We start from the raw sequence: 15,099 nt of genomic DNA, 5'->3' as shown, positions 1-15,099 counted from the left end.
GAAGAGGTCACCTGGCCGTTCGACGGCGTAGAGTGCGGCGAAGGTTCTGGCCTCGCCGCGCTCGACGAGTGCGCCCCCGGTGACGACGGGGATGACCGTCGCGTCCTCACCGACGGCGCGTGTTATGGTCGTCACGTCGCGGTCGGTGAGTCGTTCGATGCCGGCGTCGGCGTTTGGTGACACGATGACCTGGTCGCCGAGTCCACCGAGTGCGTCTGCGGCGGTGAGTTGGATGACGCTCCCGAGGATACCGAGCGTGGCGATGGCGAACACTCCGATGATGATTCCGAGGATGGCGAGTGTCGACCGAAGACTGTTCCGGGCGAGGTTCCTGCGGGCGAGGTACACCGACGCCACCACACCGTCGGGAACTGACTCAAGCCTTCCGAGCGTGCCGGATACACGACTCATCTCGCGTCACGCCGGATACGTATCGCTACCGCAACCGGGAGGACGAGAAGCACCACGAGTGCGACGACGACGATATTCCTCGTCGTCGAATCGAGCCCCGAGACCAACCCAGTCGGTTCGACGCCGGGTTGGACCTCACTGGCTTCCCCGCCTCCCAGTCCACTCACGGAGAACCCACCAGATTGGGTTTCGCTCGGCACGTCGACCACCGTCTCGCGGACGACTTCTGCACCGTCGACAGTGTACCGGACAGTGACCGTCACGTCTGTGGCGTCCTCGGCGACGCTGCCGGTGAGTTCGAAGGGGGCGAAGTCACTCGGAGTGATGCGCCCGACGAAGTAATCGCGCTGTGGGTAGCGCGGTGTGACGGTGTCGGTTTCGGCGAGTTCGACGACCACGCCTTCGGCGTCGCCACGGCCCTGGTTGGCGACGTTGCCGAGGATTCGGATGTCGCCGTCTTCGACGGTCACGTCGAGGTCGGTAAAGACGAGGTCGGCGACTGCGGGTCGGTACTCGATTGTGGTCGCGGTTTCCGCGGACTGGACGCCGACACGGTACGTGGCCCGAAGCGTGAGGGGGCCAGCGTCGCGGACTTCCGAAAGGTCAAGCGTCGCAGTTCCCGATTCGCCCGAGGGAATCGGCCCTAGAATCGACAGTCTCGGGAGCACTTCACTCTCTGTCGTGGGTTCGACGACGATGTCCGAAATCGGTGCCGACCCGAAGTTCGTGACGACGACGTCGAAACGGACAGTCGACTCCGCGGACTCGTCGTCTGCACCGTCCGTCACACCGCCACCCAGGGCGGCACCTGCGCCACCACCTCCAGCGAGGAGTGACACGATATCGGGTGCGGCGGCAGCGTCGTCGGCCTCGCGGACAGGCCTGAGCGTGAGTTGCACGTCGTCTGCAAATTCGGACGTCTGAATGGGTACATCGACACGCAGTGTCCGTTCGGTCCCAGACGCAGTGGTGTAGTTGACGGCGAGTTCGAGCGTCGATTCACCGACTTCGGCGGGGACGACGGTGAGATTTCGGACCTCTGTCGCACCCGCTGGAAGGGTCGCAACCGAGGCCGTTCTGACCGGCGTCGTGCCGCCGAAATCGGCGACAGAGACGACGATGTTCCGCATGTCTGCTGTCGTCGGATTCGAGAGCGACACCGCGACACGGGTTTCGGCGTCGACGGCAGCGTCTTCGATTCGAACGTCTACCAGCGGCGGTGCGTCTTCGACGGCTATCGGAACTGGTCGCTCGATTCGCACGTCGTCTCCGTCCTCGTCTGTCCCACTGACTGTGAGCGAGAGTTTGCGTGGTCCTGCCGTCTCGAACGTCAGCGCGAGCGGAACAGTCACCGAATCTCCAGGAGAGAGCGTGCCGAGTCGCTGAGCACGGGCGCTCTTGTCGTCTTCTGGGTCCTCGAGACGAACGGATTCGATTTCGACGGCAGAGGGACTGCCGACTGAGTTCGCAATAGTGACTGACACGACGACCTGTTCGCCGACGACGGGCGTGGTCGGTGTGACCGTCGCGTCACTCACGGTGATTCGGGCGTCGGGAACCGCCGTGACCGGACCGACACTCGTGAGGAGGAGCATCGTGACGACGGCGAGGGTGAGGGTGGACCCGCGGAGACTCATCGGAAGATGTTAGCTGTCCTAGCGGTTAGCGATACCGGCGCGAGCGTTGCTAACACAATCGAAACCGGAAGAAAATCGGAGTTGTCGTGATGTCTGAGTCGTTCGTATCTGTTGAAATCCTCAGCCACTGATAGTTTGCTGAGTGCGTGCTGAATACAGCGCGCAAGTCGGTCACAGCGACTTGGAGTGACCACGCCGAAACCTCCATAGCACAATTACCTAACCTGACGACACTCGTCCGTTGCTACGCTATTGGTTCGGCATTCTCGTACAGCTCTCGCAAGGCGTCTGGTGTATCCTCGGGGAGTTCGACTGACCTCCATTCGATATTGTAGAGTTCTGCTGGCACGTACTCGCTGTCGATGCGAACGTTCATCCCTCGATGGCGGGCGAGCAAAAGGTACGCGCCCGTGTAGTGGTCGAAGAGTTCTTTCGTCCCGTCGCCGCCGCCTCGAACATCCTCGTGATAGGCTGTGAGCGAATCGAGTGCGTGCTGGACGAGTTGCTCGTCGTGGTCGAGAAAGCCTTCGAGAGCATCGGCGAACGCTTCGGCAAAGTAGTTCCCAAGGAACTGGTCGTCTTTCTCCACCGAGTCACGGAGGCTTGCGAGCGCGGTGCGAGCTTGGGCTGTGTCCTCGCGCAACAAGTGGGCGAGGCCAATGAGGTGGTAGTACCGGGTCGTCATGTCGGGATAGTCGTCGAGGTACGATTCGTCGAGTTCGAGTATCTCGTCGACGGCGGCACCGACAACCCGTGGGTCAGCAGAGAGTAGCGCGTCGCGAAGTGCGTGTTCGGCGGTAATGGGAAGATTCGAACACTCATCTTCCCCAACTGCCTCGCGGTGCTGCCATACGAGTTCACTTACCATCGTTTCGGCTAACGCCCCCTCAGCGAACCACGAACGCGCAGTTTGAACCTCTCCAAGCAGCAGTTCAGTCGTCCCGAGTCCTCCCCCTTGGAGGGACAGCCAGTCGAACGCAGACACCGGGACGCGACCTTCGTCAGTCATTCGCCGTATCGCCCTAAATCCAGACTGTCTGGCCGATGAGCGTCTCTTCAACCGTGCGCGGAGTTCGGTTTCGTTGAGTTTCACTAATGAACATACTTCTCAGTCTGTCCAGATATAGATATTTGACATGAAAGCCCATTCCGGGTCCGAATTGCGCCAGCAACGTCACAGCCTACGCAGCGAATCCTAACAGTGGTCGTCAATCCACTCACAGAACGAGTGGAAATCTTCTGCACCGCACTGCTCTGCGATACTCCCGAGTGTTCCACGAGGAATCTCGCCGTGAAGTGGCACAGTCGGTCGTCGAACCTCGCCAGTGTCGGGGTTGACGTACTCCAGCGTGAGGTGACTCCCCGTCCGTGATTTCGGCTCGTAGCCGAATTTCATCAGCACCTTCGCGACTTCCCGGCCTGTGAACGTCGTCCGACCCACGTTACTCGTCCCACGGCGGGCGGCCTTCGCTCCCGATTTCGTCTTCGCTGAGACCAAGTTCTGCGGCCAGCTCGTCTTCATCGACGGGTTCACCTTTCCCGTGGTAGGCATCGAGTGCGTCGGCGAGCATCCGCAGTGCTTCCGCGCGGTCGTCACCGAAGGAAGCGACACCCGTCTCGATGTCCTTTGCGGTGACTCGTCCATCATCCTCGTGGATGAACTCGACGCCCCCGTTACGGTTGTCACGAGTCGTGCTGGCCATTTCTATCGGAACTGAGTATGCGTCTACAAATAAGCGTTCGGACGGTTTTGCGTCGAACTCAGACCGTCACCACGACCATCGGTGAAACTTTGCTAAACTCACCCTCTGTCTGTGTCACACGGCTTCTGTCAGGTTCTAAGGATTTCAACAGAGCTGTTCGTTCTCAATCGGGGTCCGTCACTCGGCCGGGTGGCTGAACGTACGCTTCGCTAACTCACTCGACTTGCTCGGAGAGACTCTCTACGACACTCGTGAGTTTCGGGTCTTCCGTGTGCCCGTGGTGAACTGCGAGGGGTGAGACACTCACTTCGCCGTCGACCATCGCGCGGCGGTCACTTCCGACGGGGTAGCGCGCACGATACTCGTCGTTCGGGGGGAACGGGTTTTGGTATCCGACGGTATCGGGCCACGACACGTCGCGCAGACGGACGAGAACCTCGTCGTCGCCGAGATTGTCTTCGCGGTCACCATCGGGGAGCAACGCGGTGTCGTCGTGGTGGTCGACCTGCTGGTCGTAGTCTGCGAGTGGGCGGGTCACGCGCATCCGCGGGTTCGGAACGTCGATTGGTGCGTTGACGTTCAGGAGGTCTACGTCGTCGAAGATTCCTGCACCGCAGACGCACTCGGTGAGGGCGCGAGCGACGCGGGCGGGTCGAGAGAAGTCGTACTCCTCTGGGGGGTGACAGAAGAAGTCCCGCGCGTGGTAACTGGAGATTGCGAGTGCCGGCGTGCCGAGGAACGCCGACTCGATTCCTGCACCGACCGTCCCCGACCGGCCGACGACGTAGTTTCCGGCGTTCGGGCCGTCGTTGATGCCGGAGACGACGATATCGAAGTCGGCGTCGAGACCGCGGAGACCGTAGGCGACGCAGTCTGCGGGGGTTCCTTCGAGGGCGTACCCCCACGGGTGGTCTCGGCGGATGGCGTGTTCGTTGCGGGCGCGCCCGACGCCGCTTTGGTTCTCCGCGGGTGCGACGACGGTCACCTCACCGATAGCGGTGAGTTCTTCGCGCATCGCGGCGATGCCGGGTGCGTCGATACCGTCGTCGTTGGTGAGCAGAATACGAAGCGGGGAGGCGGAGTCGCTCATCTATCTCGCAGGTTACTGTGACGGGTGGTAGACTTTCCGGAATTCCCCCTCGAAGTCAGACGAGTGGTCGGAACCACCAGTCTCAGCCCCGTTCGACGTACTCACGGGTCGTACTCGACGCCGTCGATGTCCGCCCGCCAGTAGGGCAGGTCACCGTCTGGAAGGTTCCACTCGACGTCTCCCGAACCGGGGATGCGGAGTCCATCGACTTCGTGATAGTCGTGGAAGTACCCGGTCCACGACTGCAACTCGTAGGACCCATCGTCTGTCTCGTACCAGCGGTCTGCAGTGACGCGCGTGATTTCGTCGTCATCGTCGACGTGGAACACGACAGACGCACTCGTCCCGTCGTACTCGATGGTCGCTCGGGCCGACTGGTCGTCTATCGCGTCCCACTCGACGCCTTGCCCGGGGAGGAACCCCGTCGGGAACCAGACCATCTCGGCGAGGTGCCGGGCGAGTTCGCCCTCGTCGAGTTCCTGCGATGGGTCGGCGTCCGCCACTGGAACGACCGAGAACAGTTTCGCGGTGAGCAGTCCTTCCCCGCCGACGAAGGCATCGACGACGCGGATGGGTGCGTACGGAACGATGTCGATGCGGGCGTCCCAGACGAACCCAGGCGGTTCGACAGTGTAGTGTTGCGTCGCTTCGAGTGGTTTCCACGGGGCGGACGCGTCACCGAGGCGGAACTCACCGTCTTGGTGCAGTCGCGCGGTGTGGACGTACGGCCGACCTTCTGTCAGGACGTGTTCGAGATACCGCCGAATCGGGTCGGGAAGGTCCTCGATATCTTCGAACCGAACGGTTCGACTTTGCGTCGAGACTCTGTTTGCGAGGAGTTCCCCGACGAGACGGGTACTCGTCGCTGCACGCTGAGACCGACTTGCGAGGGCAACCGCGACACCGCCGAGGAGGACCACCCCACCCACGCCGAGCAGACGCTTGAGTGACATATTCGTGAGTACCACCACCACCGTTATGAGTCTCGTCACTACTCTCAGGTCGTGGTAGTTGGTGGTCACCCCGCCGACTGAGGGAGTACACACGAGTGCTGGATGCCGAGGGAACACTCAGTTGGAGCGCTCACAGCGACTAAATGGGTAAACATAACGACCCGGGGAAAACTATTGTACGTACCCACCGTAAACGAGCACATGTCCGAGGCAACGTTGGACAGTCGTGGCCGACTCACGCTCCCGAAAGAGATTCGAGAGCGGTACGGTGAGCACTATCACATTGTCCAACTTCACGACGGTATCAAGTTGATTCCAATCGAGGACGACCCACTCGATGCCCTCCGGTCGGAGTTCGCAGACGTCGAGAAGACGGCCGACGAACTCCGCCAAGAAGCACGCGAGGCAGCGCTCGACGAGGCTGGACGCTGAATGTACGCGGAGACAGACTTCCTCCTCGCCCTCATCAAAGACGAAGATTGGCTGGGTGACACTGCAGAAGCAGTGTACCGCGAGCACCGTGACGACCTGTGGACGTCCCAGTTCACGCTCATCGAACTCCTCGTGGTCGCGTACCGCGAAGGCCGAGACACCGAACGCGTCATATCGAACGCAACCGCTCTTTTGGACGTCCGCGGTGACGTGGATACCGTCGTCGCGGCCGCAACCTACGTCGAAGACCACGGGTTCACACCCTTCGACGCGCTTCACCTCGTCGAGTCCGACGGAGACACCATCGTCTCGAGCGACGAGACGTACGAATCGTTTGCCCCACGACTCGACCTGAAGGAAGCACGAGACGAGTGACGGTGCACCGACGCTGGGACTGATACGCGCCCTAAATCCAGCACGCCACGACGACCATCGGTCGTCGACACGTTCGACACAGCAGAGTCGTCCAGTCGCCGGGACTGTCTCTCAGACCGTCCTGTGGCAAAACAGATACGTGAAACGCTGACACTCACGGTTCTGGAAATGTTTTGCTCGTCTGTCATTCGTATTCTCCTGATATTCATGAACTTGTGATAATTATTACAACGGTGACTTTATGTAATTAAATTCTTAGTAACGAATGAATGAGCTCCAAACGAGTGCGACTGGGAATTCAGAGACCCGATACTGTAGCCGTTAATACGACGTTAATCGGTCGAATACGGGTGTCAAAACCGGTGTCGCACTGCTCGGGGTTTGTCTCGGAATCTCCTCTCGTTCGTCCGACCCCATCTCCCTGCTTGGTCTCAGCCCGTACGGCTATGCACCACGACTCGACGGAGGTGCGTGCAGCATGAGTTCTGCCAGCGCGATGGCCGAGGACGTTCCGTGGGACGACGTCGGGTTCGTCATCAGTTCGCGGTATCGAGTCGACGTTCTCGAACGACTCGACGAGAGTCCTGCGACACCGACGCAGATTGCATCAGACTCCGGTCGTCCCGTTGCACACGTCTCACGAGCACTCCAAGAACTCAAGGACCGCTCGCTGGTCGAACTCCTCGTCCCCGAAGACCGGAAGAAAGGACGGGTCTACGGACTCACCGACGAGGCGGCAGGCATCTGGCAGGTCATCGAGAACAAACAGATGGCGTAGGTGGAGAGCCGAACGCGTCGCAGGGACAGTTACTTCGTCGGAATCCGTTCGCCGCTCTTGTTCAGAAGTTGGTACGTCCGTTTGGCGAGGTTCATTCCAACACCCGTCGACTCGACGGTGTAGTACGGGACCAACTCCCCGCCGAACTTCGATTTGTAGTTGCAGAGGCGTTCGGTGTTCGCGCCGACCAGGTCGTATTTCGTGACCGAATCGAGGGCCTCGTCGGTGGCGATGTCTTCGAGAATCGTCCAGTGAAGGAGGTTGTTGACACTCAGTCCCTCGTACACCCCGCGTGCCCCACCAAGCCAGAAGTACCCCGTCTCCTCGGAGTACGGGACGATGATTCCGCTGAGGTACTCCCCGTCCGGGTCGCGGGCGACGTAGACCCGACAGCGGTCACCGAGGTTCCGAACGAGTGTCTCGACGAACTCCCACGGCATCCCGAACGGTTCGTCCTGTTCGTCGTATCGCGACACCACGTCTTCGTACACGAGTTTTGCACCGTCGATTCCTTCTCTGCTGACGGTGACATCGAGGTCCTGTGTCTGTCGGATTTCGCGCCTGAGGCTCCGACTGAGTTGGCTCTGAACGTCGTCGAGCGACTGGTTCGACTGGTCGATGCGGTAGGTGAACGCGGGTTTGATTGCGAACCCAGACCACTCGAAGGGCCGCGGGTCGAGATACGACGGAGAACAGAGGATACGGACGAACGCCCGATTCGACCTGACACCGAGTTCGTCCATCACCAGGTCGGCGAACTCCTTGTTCACCGACTCGTAGGCGCTCTGTTTCGGACTGTTCGGCATCAGTATCGGGCCGATGTAGGGAATCGCCATCGACGGCGGAGGTGAGACGACGACGCGCCCAAGAGGGTTTTTGCGCTCGAACACTGGGAGGAGCGCGACGGCTTCCTGTCCTTTGAACGCGCCGAGGAGGCGCATCTCTCCGTCGAAGTGTTGGTCGATTGCGTCGAGCACTGCGGGGGTCTGGAATACTTCGACCCCGGACGATGGGAGCGCGTCGCCCCATTCGTCGAGGTTCATCTGTTCGAGTCGTAGTTGTGACATCTGTGTGTTGAGAGGGTTACTTTTCGCCAGAGACGGTGTCTCCGGGGACCGATTCGCGCTGTTGCACCGTCATCATCGACGGGACGATTCCCGACACCAACCGTGCCGGACTAATCGGTCGCTTCGACTGTGTGAGCGCAGCAATTCCCGAACTGACACCGTTCTTGTAGAGGTGTGCGGCAGCACGGACGGGGAGTGACCCGTGCTCGATTTGGTAGAACGTGACCAGTTCGGGGTTGTACTTCCCCTTGTACCGATTGAGTCTACGGTTGTTCGCGCCGACGAGGTCGTAGCGAACTCGTCCGTCGCGCTTCGCATCGCGCATAATCTGCCAGTCGAGGAGGTCGTTGACGTCGACTCGGTAGTCCTCTTTCGGACGGACACCACCGAGCCATCGGTAGGTCGTCTGTCCGTAGTTCAAGACGATGATACCGCTGACGAACTCGCCGTCGTTTTCGAACACGTACGGCTGAACCTGCCCGTCCGGTAGGTCGTCGTACAGGTCGCGGACGAACGCCGGAGGCACGTCGAACGCCAAATCCTGCTCGTCGTATCGGTCTTCGACGAGTTCGAGAATCGCGTCCACGTCTGTTCTCCCCCCGATAGAGATGTTCGACGAGGCCTGCTCTGCGTCGCGGATGTTCCGTCGGGCACTCCGACTGAACGAGAGCAGTAACTCGTCTTCACTGCGGGCCAAATCGACGTTGTAGGTGTACTTCGGCGTCACCGTACACCCACCCCACTGGAAGATTCGCATGTCCGTGTAGTAGTCCCCGACTCGCAGGTGGGTGTACTTCGGCGTGACCTCACGCGAAACCCAGTCGGTACAGCCCTCGATGAACTGATTTCGACGACGTTCGAGCTTTCGCTGTTTGATGTTGTCCGCACCCAGCATGACGGGCCCGAGGTACGGGACGCCGAGGTCTGGTGGTGGTGAAAACGCCGTCCTCACGGGTCCTTTCTGCAACTCGAACACTGGATACAGTCCGATTGCCTGCTCGTTCTTGAACCCGACCAGTGGGTGGAGCGTCGAGTTCGAGTGCTTCGCCTGGAGTTCGAGGGCACGATACTGGTGGAAGATACTCGCGTCACCCGACCGCGTGACGTATCGGTCCCACTCGTCACGTCGACTCTCGTCGAACTCTACGATTTGGATTGTCATGGTTGTGAACAGGAATGTGTGTCTTCGACGCGTGGGGTCGCTCGAAACGTACGGTTGACGTTGCCACCGCGGGTCCGAGACGCCGTCCTTCCGACGACTGCGGTCACCCCGGCGGTGACACGGTGCCCAGAGTGAGGCGTCCCCGCGCATATCATCTCAGAAGACATTCTCGATTCGTGTTGACGTGAGGGTGGAGATTTGTTATGAAGCGACTATACAGAAAACTGGAACGTCGGGAGACGTTCAGGCAGTCTCTGTCGCTGCGCGAAGGGTGTCGATACCGTACCCGTGGGAGGGTTCACCGGCAATCTTCGACGCGACGAACTCTGAGAGTGCGTAGGCCATCCACGCCTGACACCAGCGCATCAGCGTCGTGCGCTTCGTGTAGAATCGGTGTTTTCTGAAGTAGAAGCGACCCTCTTCGGGGACGTACATGTTCGCGAGTGCCCAGTCGATAGCGCGTTCTGCCCGGTCGTACTGGCCTGCATAGGTGAACACGAGAATCCCCTGTGCTGTCGCGTGGATGTCTCTGGGGTAGGCGTTCTCTTCGTCGAAGTTCGGGGCTCCGTCCTCGTCGAACAACTCACGAGCGTAGAAGTCTATCCCCCGAGCAATCTCGTCGTCGTATCGGCCGCTTCCGACGATGTGTTCGTACCGGAGGAGACTCTCGATGATGAACCCGTTGTGGTGGTTGTCCATCGAGAGGTGCGACGACGTCGGTGGTTCACGGTAGTACCACCCGCCGCGTTCGGTCTGTTTCGACGCGACGAAGTCGAACACTTCCTCTGCACGCTCCCGGAACTCCTCGTCGCCGAAGTGGTCGTAGAGTTCGACGAAGTACCGCGCACCGATGGCCAGTGCGTTGAGGGTGTAACTGTCCTTCGGGTGGGTCAGGTAGTAGTCCATCACTGCGCCGCCGTCTTTCCGACGATAGTCGAGGTCGTCGACGGCGAGGTCCACGGCCGTCTTCGCGATATCTGGGTAACGCTGGTCGAACTCTGCTCCCGCGAGGAGTGCTTTGACTCCGTACGAGGTGGAGACGAGGTTCGGCTGGTTCGGTATCGTCTCTCGGGGACCACTCCGTCCGGATGGATGCTGGATTCTGTGTCGGTGGCTCCCACCGAACCCGCTGTACCCCGTGACCTGATGGTCGACGAGCCATTTCGTCAGCGACGCTGCGTCGCTTCGATACCGGTCGGCGTCGCCAGCACCATCGAACCAGGGGACTAGCTGTGCACGCGTTCGGTTCGCCATCGCAAACAGTGCGATACCCTTGAAGTTTCGCCGTTGTTCGACACGGAAGAGCGGTCGAACGTTGACCGGCGACCGTTTGATGAACTCCTGGACCGCGAGGTTGAACCACTTGTTGTCGAAGGGAATCGCGTGGAGCACGCGACTGCTCATCCCGTCTCCGTAGTCCCAGCCGTTGTAGTCGCGGTCCTGTGCGTAGTCGAGAACGTCGTCGAGGACGTCGACGTACTGCTGTAGTCGGTCGATATCGACGTCCGTCTCGTGGGGGTGCAGTGTCGGTGAGTGTTGATTCATGTGTGTGAGAAATACCGCTCTTGGTGAGTGTTCGCTATCGAGAAGTGGCAAGCAGGAGGCTTTGTTATACAGCGAATATCCGCCAGAGACGCCACGAAGACACTGATATTCGAAGAGAGCGTCGCTACGTCACTCCGAGGGCTCACAGCCCCAGTGCGACCCGTTCCCGCTCTGTCGCCACGACTTGGACGTCACCACTCGGACGTCACCACTCGGTCGCCACCACGCCGTCGTGCGTCGACTCGGCGTCTTCGAGGAACGCTCGGTAGTAGTCTGCGACGGGGCCGACCCAGGCACCTCGTTCGAGCGCCCACTCCACGAGTCGTCGGTAGAGTCGTCGATAGCCGGGGAACTCGTCTTCGTTGAAGTAGCGAGGGTGCCAGAGGACCGTCATCACCGCGTCGTTCGCTTCGGCCTCGACGAGGAGTCGCTCACACTCGGACCACGCCGCATCGAACGAGACGCCGGGGTCGGGAAGTGCGACTTCCATCAGCGTCAGGGGGAAGACGACGAACTCGTCGCCAAAGGGTCGAAACGGCTGATATCCATGAGAAAAACCGAACTCCGTGCTGGACCCGGGACTGGCGTCGTACTTGAGGCCAATCTCACGGTGGAACTCCCACGTCCGGTCACCGAGTTTGAGGTGGTGCTGTCGGCCGCCGAGTATCTCGTGGCCGAGGACCGACTCCAACTCACGCTTTTCCGTGTAGAGGCGGTCGATGTCGTCGCACGAGCGGAACGACCCGTGCATCCCGACTTCCCACCCGCCGTCGTCGAGGTCCTGGATGAGGTCGACGAGTTCGTCCGACGTGATATCGTACCGCCCGAAGTGTTCGACCCAGTTCGACGGGTCGAACAAGTCGGTGAGCGACCCCGTCCGGAGCAGACTCGGTTCGTCGAGGAAGTAGAACGACGAGCGAACACCGAGTTCACGTTCGAGTTCGACGATGTCCTCGAACTGCCAGTACGGATTCTCGCGGGAGAGGAGCGTCCGGAGGTGATACGCCGGTCGCTCTCTGGTCGCGTAGAAGAGGCTCTGATACGTCTTGTACGGCCGGTCGACGTCGTGCGTCAACAGGAGGGCGAAGTCACTCATCGTCGTACGACGAGAGTGCGTCTTCGATTCGCGTCGCGGCAGTCCCGTCACCGTAGAGTGAGGGTTTCTCCGGGAGTGGGTCGTCCGTCTGGAGCGCTGTTCGGATTGCGACGGCGTCGGCACCGACGAGCGTGTTCCACCCGGCGTCGACTGTCTCGACCCACTCCGTCTCGTCACGGAGGGTGACACAGCGCTTGTCGAGGTAGAACGCCTCCTTTTGCACGCCGCCCGAATCGGTCGCGACGCGTTCTGCGCCGTCGAGGAGACGCACGAAGTCGAGGTAACCCACCGGGTCGACCACGAGGATGTTCTCGTCAGTTGTGACTTGCTCCCAGAGGCCTGCCTCGTGGAGGGCGTTCTCGGTCCGTGGGTGGACCGGGAAGACGACCGGTCGTCCCGCGTCCCCGAGTCCGGAGACGATTGCTTCCAGTCTCGACCTGTCGTCCGTGTTGGCGGCACGGTGGACCGTCGCGAGGACGTACTCGCCGTCACGGAGGCCCATGTCTTCGAGTACCGTGGACCGTTCTCGTGCGGTACTCCGGACTCGCAAGATTGCGTCGTACTGCACGTCACCGGTCACGAAGACGCCGTCGTGGATTCCTTCGGATTCGAGCGTCAGAGCGGCCGATTCCGACGGGGCGAACAGGAGGTCCGAACAGTGGTCGGTGAGGACGCGATTCACCTCTTCGGGCATGTCCCAGTTGTGACTCCGGAGTCCCGCTTCCACGTGGGCCAAGAGTGGGTCGCGCTTCGACGCGACGAGTGCCGCCGCGAGCGTCGAGTTCGTGTCGCCGTAGACGAGGACCACGTCTGGGTCTTCGTCGGCGACGACTGTGTCGAGTCGCTGCATCATCTCCGCCGTCTGGGCGGCGTGCGGTCCCGACCCAACACCGAGGTTGTAGTCAGGTTTCGGGATGTCGAGTTCGTCGAAGAACACGCCCGACAGCGACTCGTCGTAGTGTTGGCCGGTGTGGACGAGCACTTCGTCGTGCTCGCGCCGCAGGGCGGCAGAGACGGGAAATGCCTTGATGAACTGCGGGCGCGCACCGACGACGGATAGAATCTTCAGGTCACTCATGGCTGACTCCGCTTCTTCGTGGACCACCACCAATCGTGTACACGCGGTGGCCGATGTCGCCGAGCGTTCCGCGCCCGTCGACGACGACTAGGTCGTCGAAGTCGGCCCACTCGATGTCGTCGAACTCTTCGTGTGGCGTGACGACGACGACGGCGTCCAGCGACTTGCTCGGGAGGTCACCGAGTGCGACAGGCGTCGCTCCGAACGAGGCGACGACGTCGTCGTCGAGCATCGGGTCGACTGCGAGGACCGTCGCGCCGTGTTCGTTCAGGCGGTCGATGACGCCTGCTGCCGGTGTCGCGCGGGTCTCGGCGACACCGGGCCGGTAGGTCACCCCGAGGACTGCGACAGTCGCGCCCTCGATGGTGCGGCCTGCGTTCGCAAGTTCGTCACGGAGTGTGTCCGCAGTGAACGCCGGCATACTGTCGTTGACCTCTCTGGCGGTCAGAATCAACGGCGTCTCTGCCGAGACACGACTCGTGATGAAGTACGGATACCACGGGATGCAGTGGCCACCGACGCCCGGACCGGGTGCGTGGATGTTGCAGTACGGTTGCGTGTTGGCGGCGTCGATGGCCTCCGTCACGTCGATGCCCAGGTCGTCGCGGATGCGTGCGAGTTCGTTCGCGAGTGCGATGTTGACGTCTCGGTAGACGCCCTCGAACAACTTCACGGCCTCCGCCGTCGTGGCGTCACTCACGGCGATGACGTCGTTCGACGTTATCTCGCCGTAGATGAGCGAGGCTGCTCGGGTCGCTTCCGTGTCGACGCCACCGACGATTTTCGGGTGCGACTCGGTGATGTCCTGTAACGCTCGCCCCGACGACGTTCGTTCCGGGCAGAACGCGACACCGAACTCGCTGCGTGAGAGGCCACTCTCGGATTCGAGGTACGGGACGACGAGGTCACGACTCGTTCCCGGAGGAACGGTGCACTCGACGACGACCATATCTCCGGGTGTGAGTCCCGCAGCGATACTGTCGAGGACTGCTTCGAACGCCGCGAGGTCGGGTTCGCGGTCGTCCGTCAACGGCGTCGGGACGATGATGACGTGAATCGCCGCTTGCTTCGCCGCTTCGACACTGTCCGTCGTGGCACGCAGGGCACCGCGTTCGACCTGTTCGGCGACGAGTTCTGGTAGACCCGGTTCTTTTGCGACGTGACACTCCCCGTCGTTGACGGTTCGGACCACGTCGGGGTCGATATCCACGCCGACGACGTTCCCCGTCGCCTGTGCGTAGACGGCGGCCAGTGGGAGGCCCATCTTCCCGAGTCCGTAGACAGTGACAGGCACAGCGCCGCCCGTGAGGGCTGTTCGCTGTCCCTCTGGGGGCCGCGTCGAGTTGTAGAGGCCGGAACTGGAGGCGGTCATCGTACCTCCTCAGAGACTTCGACGGCCTGCTCGTTCGCGTGTGCCGCGGCCTCGATGCGCTGTGCAACTTCGACTGCACGGAGGCCATCCGCGGCGGAGACGATTATTGGACCACCCTCCATCGCTGCCTCGATGAACGATTCGAGTTCGTGTTTGAGTGGTTCGCCCGCCTCTATCATCGGTTGCTCCATGACTACCTCGTGGCGGAAGCGAATGTTCCCGTTCTCGCGGAGGTAGTCGGGACGCGACTGGCGGAAGATTTGGACCGACTGGTTCACGTAATCGACCCGGATGAGGCGGTCACGCGCCGTGATATCGAGCGTGCGCGTCTTCTGTTGTGTCACTCGACTCGCGGTCAGTGTGCTGACTACACCGTTCGCGAAGGTCAACTGGGCAGTCG

Annotated in this window: 16 protein-coding genes and 1 pseudogene; 3 read left to right on the top strand and 14 right to left on the bottom strand. The window is 61.2% G+C overall.

Annotation, left to right across the window (positions count from 1 at the left end):
• The 7 genes from AUR66_RS11090 to AUR66_RS11060 form a co-directional block, all read right to left on the bottom strand.
• Window positions 1–411: ABC transporter permease (locus AUR66_RS11090; RefSeq protein WP_197409746.1), on the bottom strand; the 411-nt coding region annotated here is incomplete at its 3' end.
• A complete protein-coding gene (locus AUR66_RS11085) occupies window positions 408–2,048 on the bottom strand; it encodes a hypothetical protein (RefSeq protein WP_058572478.1) in 1,641 nt (546 codons plus the stop codon). The genes AUR66_RS11090 and AUR66_RS11085, both read right to left, overlap by 4 nt.
• A 244-nt stretch (window positions 2,049–2,292) precedes the next feature.
• Complete coding sequence (locus tag AUR66_RS11080; RefSeq protein WP_058572477.1) at window positions 2,293–3,057, bottom strand: Imm49 family immunity protein; 765 nt, start codon at window positions 3,055–3,057, stop codon at window positions 2,293–2,295.
• Window positions 3,058–3,243: 186 nt separating this feature from the next.
• Complete coding sequence (locus AUR66_RS11075) at window positions 3,244–3,489, bottom strand: type II toxin-antitoxin system HicA family toxin (RefSeq protein ID WP_058572476.1); 246 nt, start codon at window positions 3,487–3,489, stop codon at window positions 3,244–3,246.
• Window position 3,490: 1 nt separating this feature from the next.
• Window positions 3,491–3,751, bottom strand: a complete 261-nt coding sequence (locus AUR66_RS11070) for a type II toxin-antitoxin system HicB family antitoxin (RefSeq protein WP_058572475.1) — start codon at window positions 3,749–3,751, stop codon at window positions 3,491–3,493.
• A 214-nt stretch (window positions 3,752–3,965) separates the two neighbouring features.
• Window positions 3,966–4,841, bottom strand: coding sequence for a 5'/3'-nucleotidase SurE (gene surE, locus AUR66_RS11065; protein WP_058572474.1), 876 nt, complete (start codon window positions 4,839–4,841; stop codon window positions 3,966–3,968).
• Between the two features lie 101 nt (window positions 4,842–4,942).
• Entirely contained in the window at window positions 4,943–5,794 is an 852-nt protein-coding gene (locus tag AUR66_RS11060) for a DUF6544 family protein (RefSeq protein ID WP_058572473.1), read from the bottom strand.
• 201 nt (window positions 5,795–5,995) lie between these two features.
• Between AUR66_RS11060 and AUR66_RS11055 the strand changes: the two genes are divergently transcribed.
• The 3 genes from AUR66_RS11055 to AUR66_RS11045 all read left to right on the top strand — a co-directional run bounded on the left by AUR66_RS11055 (window position 5,996) and on the right by AUR66_RS11045 (window position 7,379).
• The gene (locus AUR66_RS11055) at window positions 5,996–6,226 is read left to right on the top strand and encodes an AbrB/MazE/SpoVT family DNA-binding domain-containing protein (RefSeq protein ID WP_058572472.1); all 231 of its coding nucleotides are present in this window, start codon (window positions 5,996–5,998) and stop codon (window positions 6,224–6,226) included.
• The gene (locus AUR66_RS11050; RefSeq protein ID WP_058572471.1) at window positions 6,227–6,601 is read left to right on the top strand and encodes a PIN domain-containing protein; all 375 of its coding nucleotides are present in this window, start codon (window positions 6,227–6,229) and stop codon (window positions 6,599–6,601) included.
• Window positions 6,602–7,079: 478 nt separating this feature from the next.
• Complete coding sequence (locus tag AUR66_RS11045; protein WP_082682180.1) at window positions 7,080–7,379, top strand: winged helix-turn-helix domain-containing protein; 300 nt, start codon at window positions 7,080–7,082, stop codon at window positions 7,377–7,379.
• 29 nt (window positions 7,380–7,408) lie between these two features.
• On the opposite strand, the gene AUR66_RS11040 is transcribed toward AUR66_RS11045, so the two are convergent.
• The 7 genes and pseudogenes from AUR66_RS11040 to AUR66_RS11010 all read right to left on the bottom strand — a co-directional run.
• Window positions 7,409–8,446 (bottom strand): lipid II:glycine glycyltransferase FemX, encoded by a 1,038-nt coding sequence (locus tag AUR66_RS11040; RefSeq protein WP_058572469.1) that lies wholly within the window; start codon window positions 8,444–8,446, stop codon window positions 7,409–7,411.
• Window positions 8,447–8,462: 16 nt separating this feature from the next.
• A complete protein-coding gene (locus AUR66_RS11035; protein ID WP_082682181.1) occupies window positions 8,463–9,608 on the bottom strand; it encodes a lipid II:glycine glycyltransferase FemX in 1,146 nt (381 codons plus the stop codon).
• Window positions 9,609–9,851: 243 nt separating this feature from the next.
• Window positions 9,852–11,153 (bottom strand): antibiotic ABC transporter permease, encoded by a 1,302-nt coding sequence (locus AUR66_RS11030; protein WP_058572468.1) that lies wholly within the window; start codon window positions 11,151–11,153, stop codon window positions 9,852–9,854.
• A 205-nt stretch (window positions 11,154–11,358) separates the two neighbouring features.
• Window positions 11,359–12,249 (bottom strand): polysaccharide deacetylase family protein, encoded by an 891-nt coding sequence (locus tag AUR66_RS11025; RefSeq protein ID WP_058572467.1) that lies wholly within the window; start codon window positions 12,247–12,249, stop codon window positions 11,359–11,361.
• Window positions 12,242–13,327 carry a non-hydrolyzing UDP-N-acetylglucosamine 2-epimerase gene (gene wecB / locus AUR66_RS11020; protein ID WP_058572466.1) on the bottom strand — a complete coding sequence of 362 codons (1,086 nt, stop codon included), beginning with the start codon at window positions 13,325–13,327 and terminating at the stop codon, window positions 12,242–12,244. The genes AUR66_RS11025 and wecB overlap by 8 nt, the downstream gene beginning before the upstream one ends.
• Window positions 13,320–14,699, bottom strand: coding sequence for a nucleotide sugar dehydrogenase (locus tag AUR66_RS11015; protein WP_058572465.1), 1,380 nt, complete (start codon window positions 14,697–14,699; stop codon window positions 13,320–13,322). The genes wecB and AUR66_RS11015 overlap by 8 nt, the downstream gene beginning before the upstream one ends.
• A pseudogene (locus AUR66_RS11010) lies at window positions 14,696–15,099 on the bottom strand (Gfo/Idh/MocA family protein); the annotation flags it as partial. The gene AUR66_RS11015 and the pseudogene AUR66_RS11010, both read right to left, overlap by 4 nt.

Source organism: Haloferax profundi (assembly GCF_001469865.1).
Taxonomy (GTDB): domain Archaea; phylum Halobacteriota; class Halobacteria; order Halobacteriales; family Haloferacaceae; genus Haloferax; species Haloferax profundi.
The sequence above is the reverse complement of the archived record's forward strand: the minus strand, read 5'-3'. Positions and strand labels throughout refer to the sequence as shown.

What these genes read in the sequence shown, in the direction of transcription:
- AUR66_RS11085 (WP_058572478.1), bottom strand. Translation starts at nt 2,048, where the DNA reads ATGAGTCTCCGCGGGTCCACCCTCACCCTCGCCGTCGTCACGATGCTC.
- AUR66_RS11080 (WP_058572477.1), bottom strand. Translation starts at nt 3,057, where the DNA reads ATGACTGACGAAGGTCGCGTCCCGGTGTCTGCGTTCGACTGGCTGTCC.
- AUR66_RS11070 (WP_058572475.1), bottom strand. Translation starts at nt 3,751, where the DNA reads ATGGCCAGCACGACTCGTGACAACCGTAACGGGGGCGTCGAGTTCATC.
- surE (WP_058572474.1), bottom strand. Translation starts at nt 4,841, where the DNA reads ATGAGCGACTCCGCCTCCCCGCTTCGTATTCTGCTCACCAACGACGAC.
- AUR66_RS11060 (WP_058572473.1), bottom strand. Translation starts at nt 5,794, where the DNA reads ATGTCACTCAAGCGTCTGCTCGGCGTGGGTGGGGTGGTCCTCCTCGGC.
- AUR66_RS11055 (WP_058572472.1), top strand. Translation starts at nt 5,996, where the DNA reads ATGTCCGAGGCAACGTTGGACAGTCGTGGCCGACTCACGCTCCCGAAA.
- AUR66_RS11050 (WP_058572471.1), top strand. Translation starts at nt 6,227, where the DNA reads ATGTACGCGGAGACAGACTTCCTCCTCGCCCTCATCAAAGACGAAGAT.
- AUR66_RS11045 (WP_082682180.1), top strand. Translation starts at nt 7,080, where the DNA reads ATGAGTTCTGCCAGCGCGATGGCCGAGGACGTTCCGTGGGACGACGTC.
- AUR66_RS11040 (WP_058572469.1), bottom strand. Translation starts at nt 8,446, where the DNA reads ATGTCACAACTACGACTCGAACAGATGAACCTCGACGAATGGGGCGAC.
- AUR66_RS11035 (WP_082682181.1), bottom strand. Translation starts at nt 9,608, where the DNA reads ATGACAATCCAAATCGTAGAGTTCGACGAGAGTCGACGTGACGAGTGG.
- AUR66_RS11030 (WP_058572468.1), bottom strand. Translation starts at nt 11,153, where the DNA reads ATGAATCAACACTCACCGACACTGCACCCCCACGAGACGGACGTCGAT.
- AUR66_RS11025 (WP_058572467.1), bottom strand. Translation starts at nt 12,249, where the DNA reads ATGAGTGACTTCGCCCTCCTGTTGACGCACGACGTCGACCGGCCGTAC.
- wecB (WP_058572466.1), bottom strand. Translation starts at nt 13,327, where the DNA reads ATGAGTGACCTGAAGATTCTATCCGTCGTCGGTGCGCGCCCGCAGTTC.
- AUR66_RS11015 (WP_058572465.1), bottom strand. Translation starts at nt 14,699, where the DNA reads ATGACCGCCTCCAGTTCCGGCCTCTACAACTCGACGCGGCCCCCAGAG.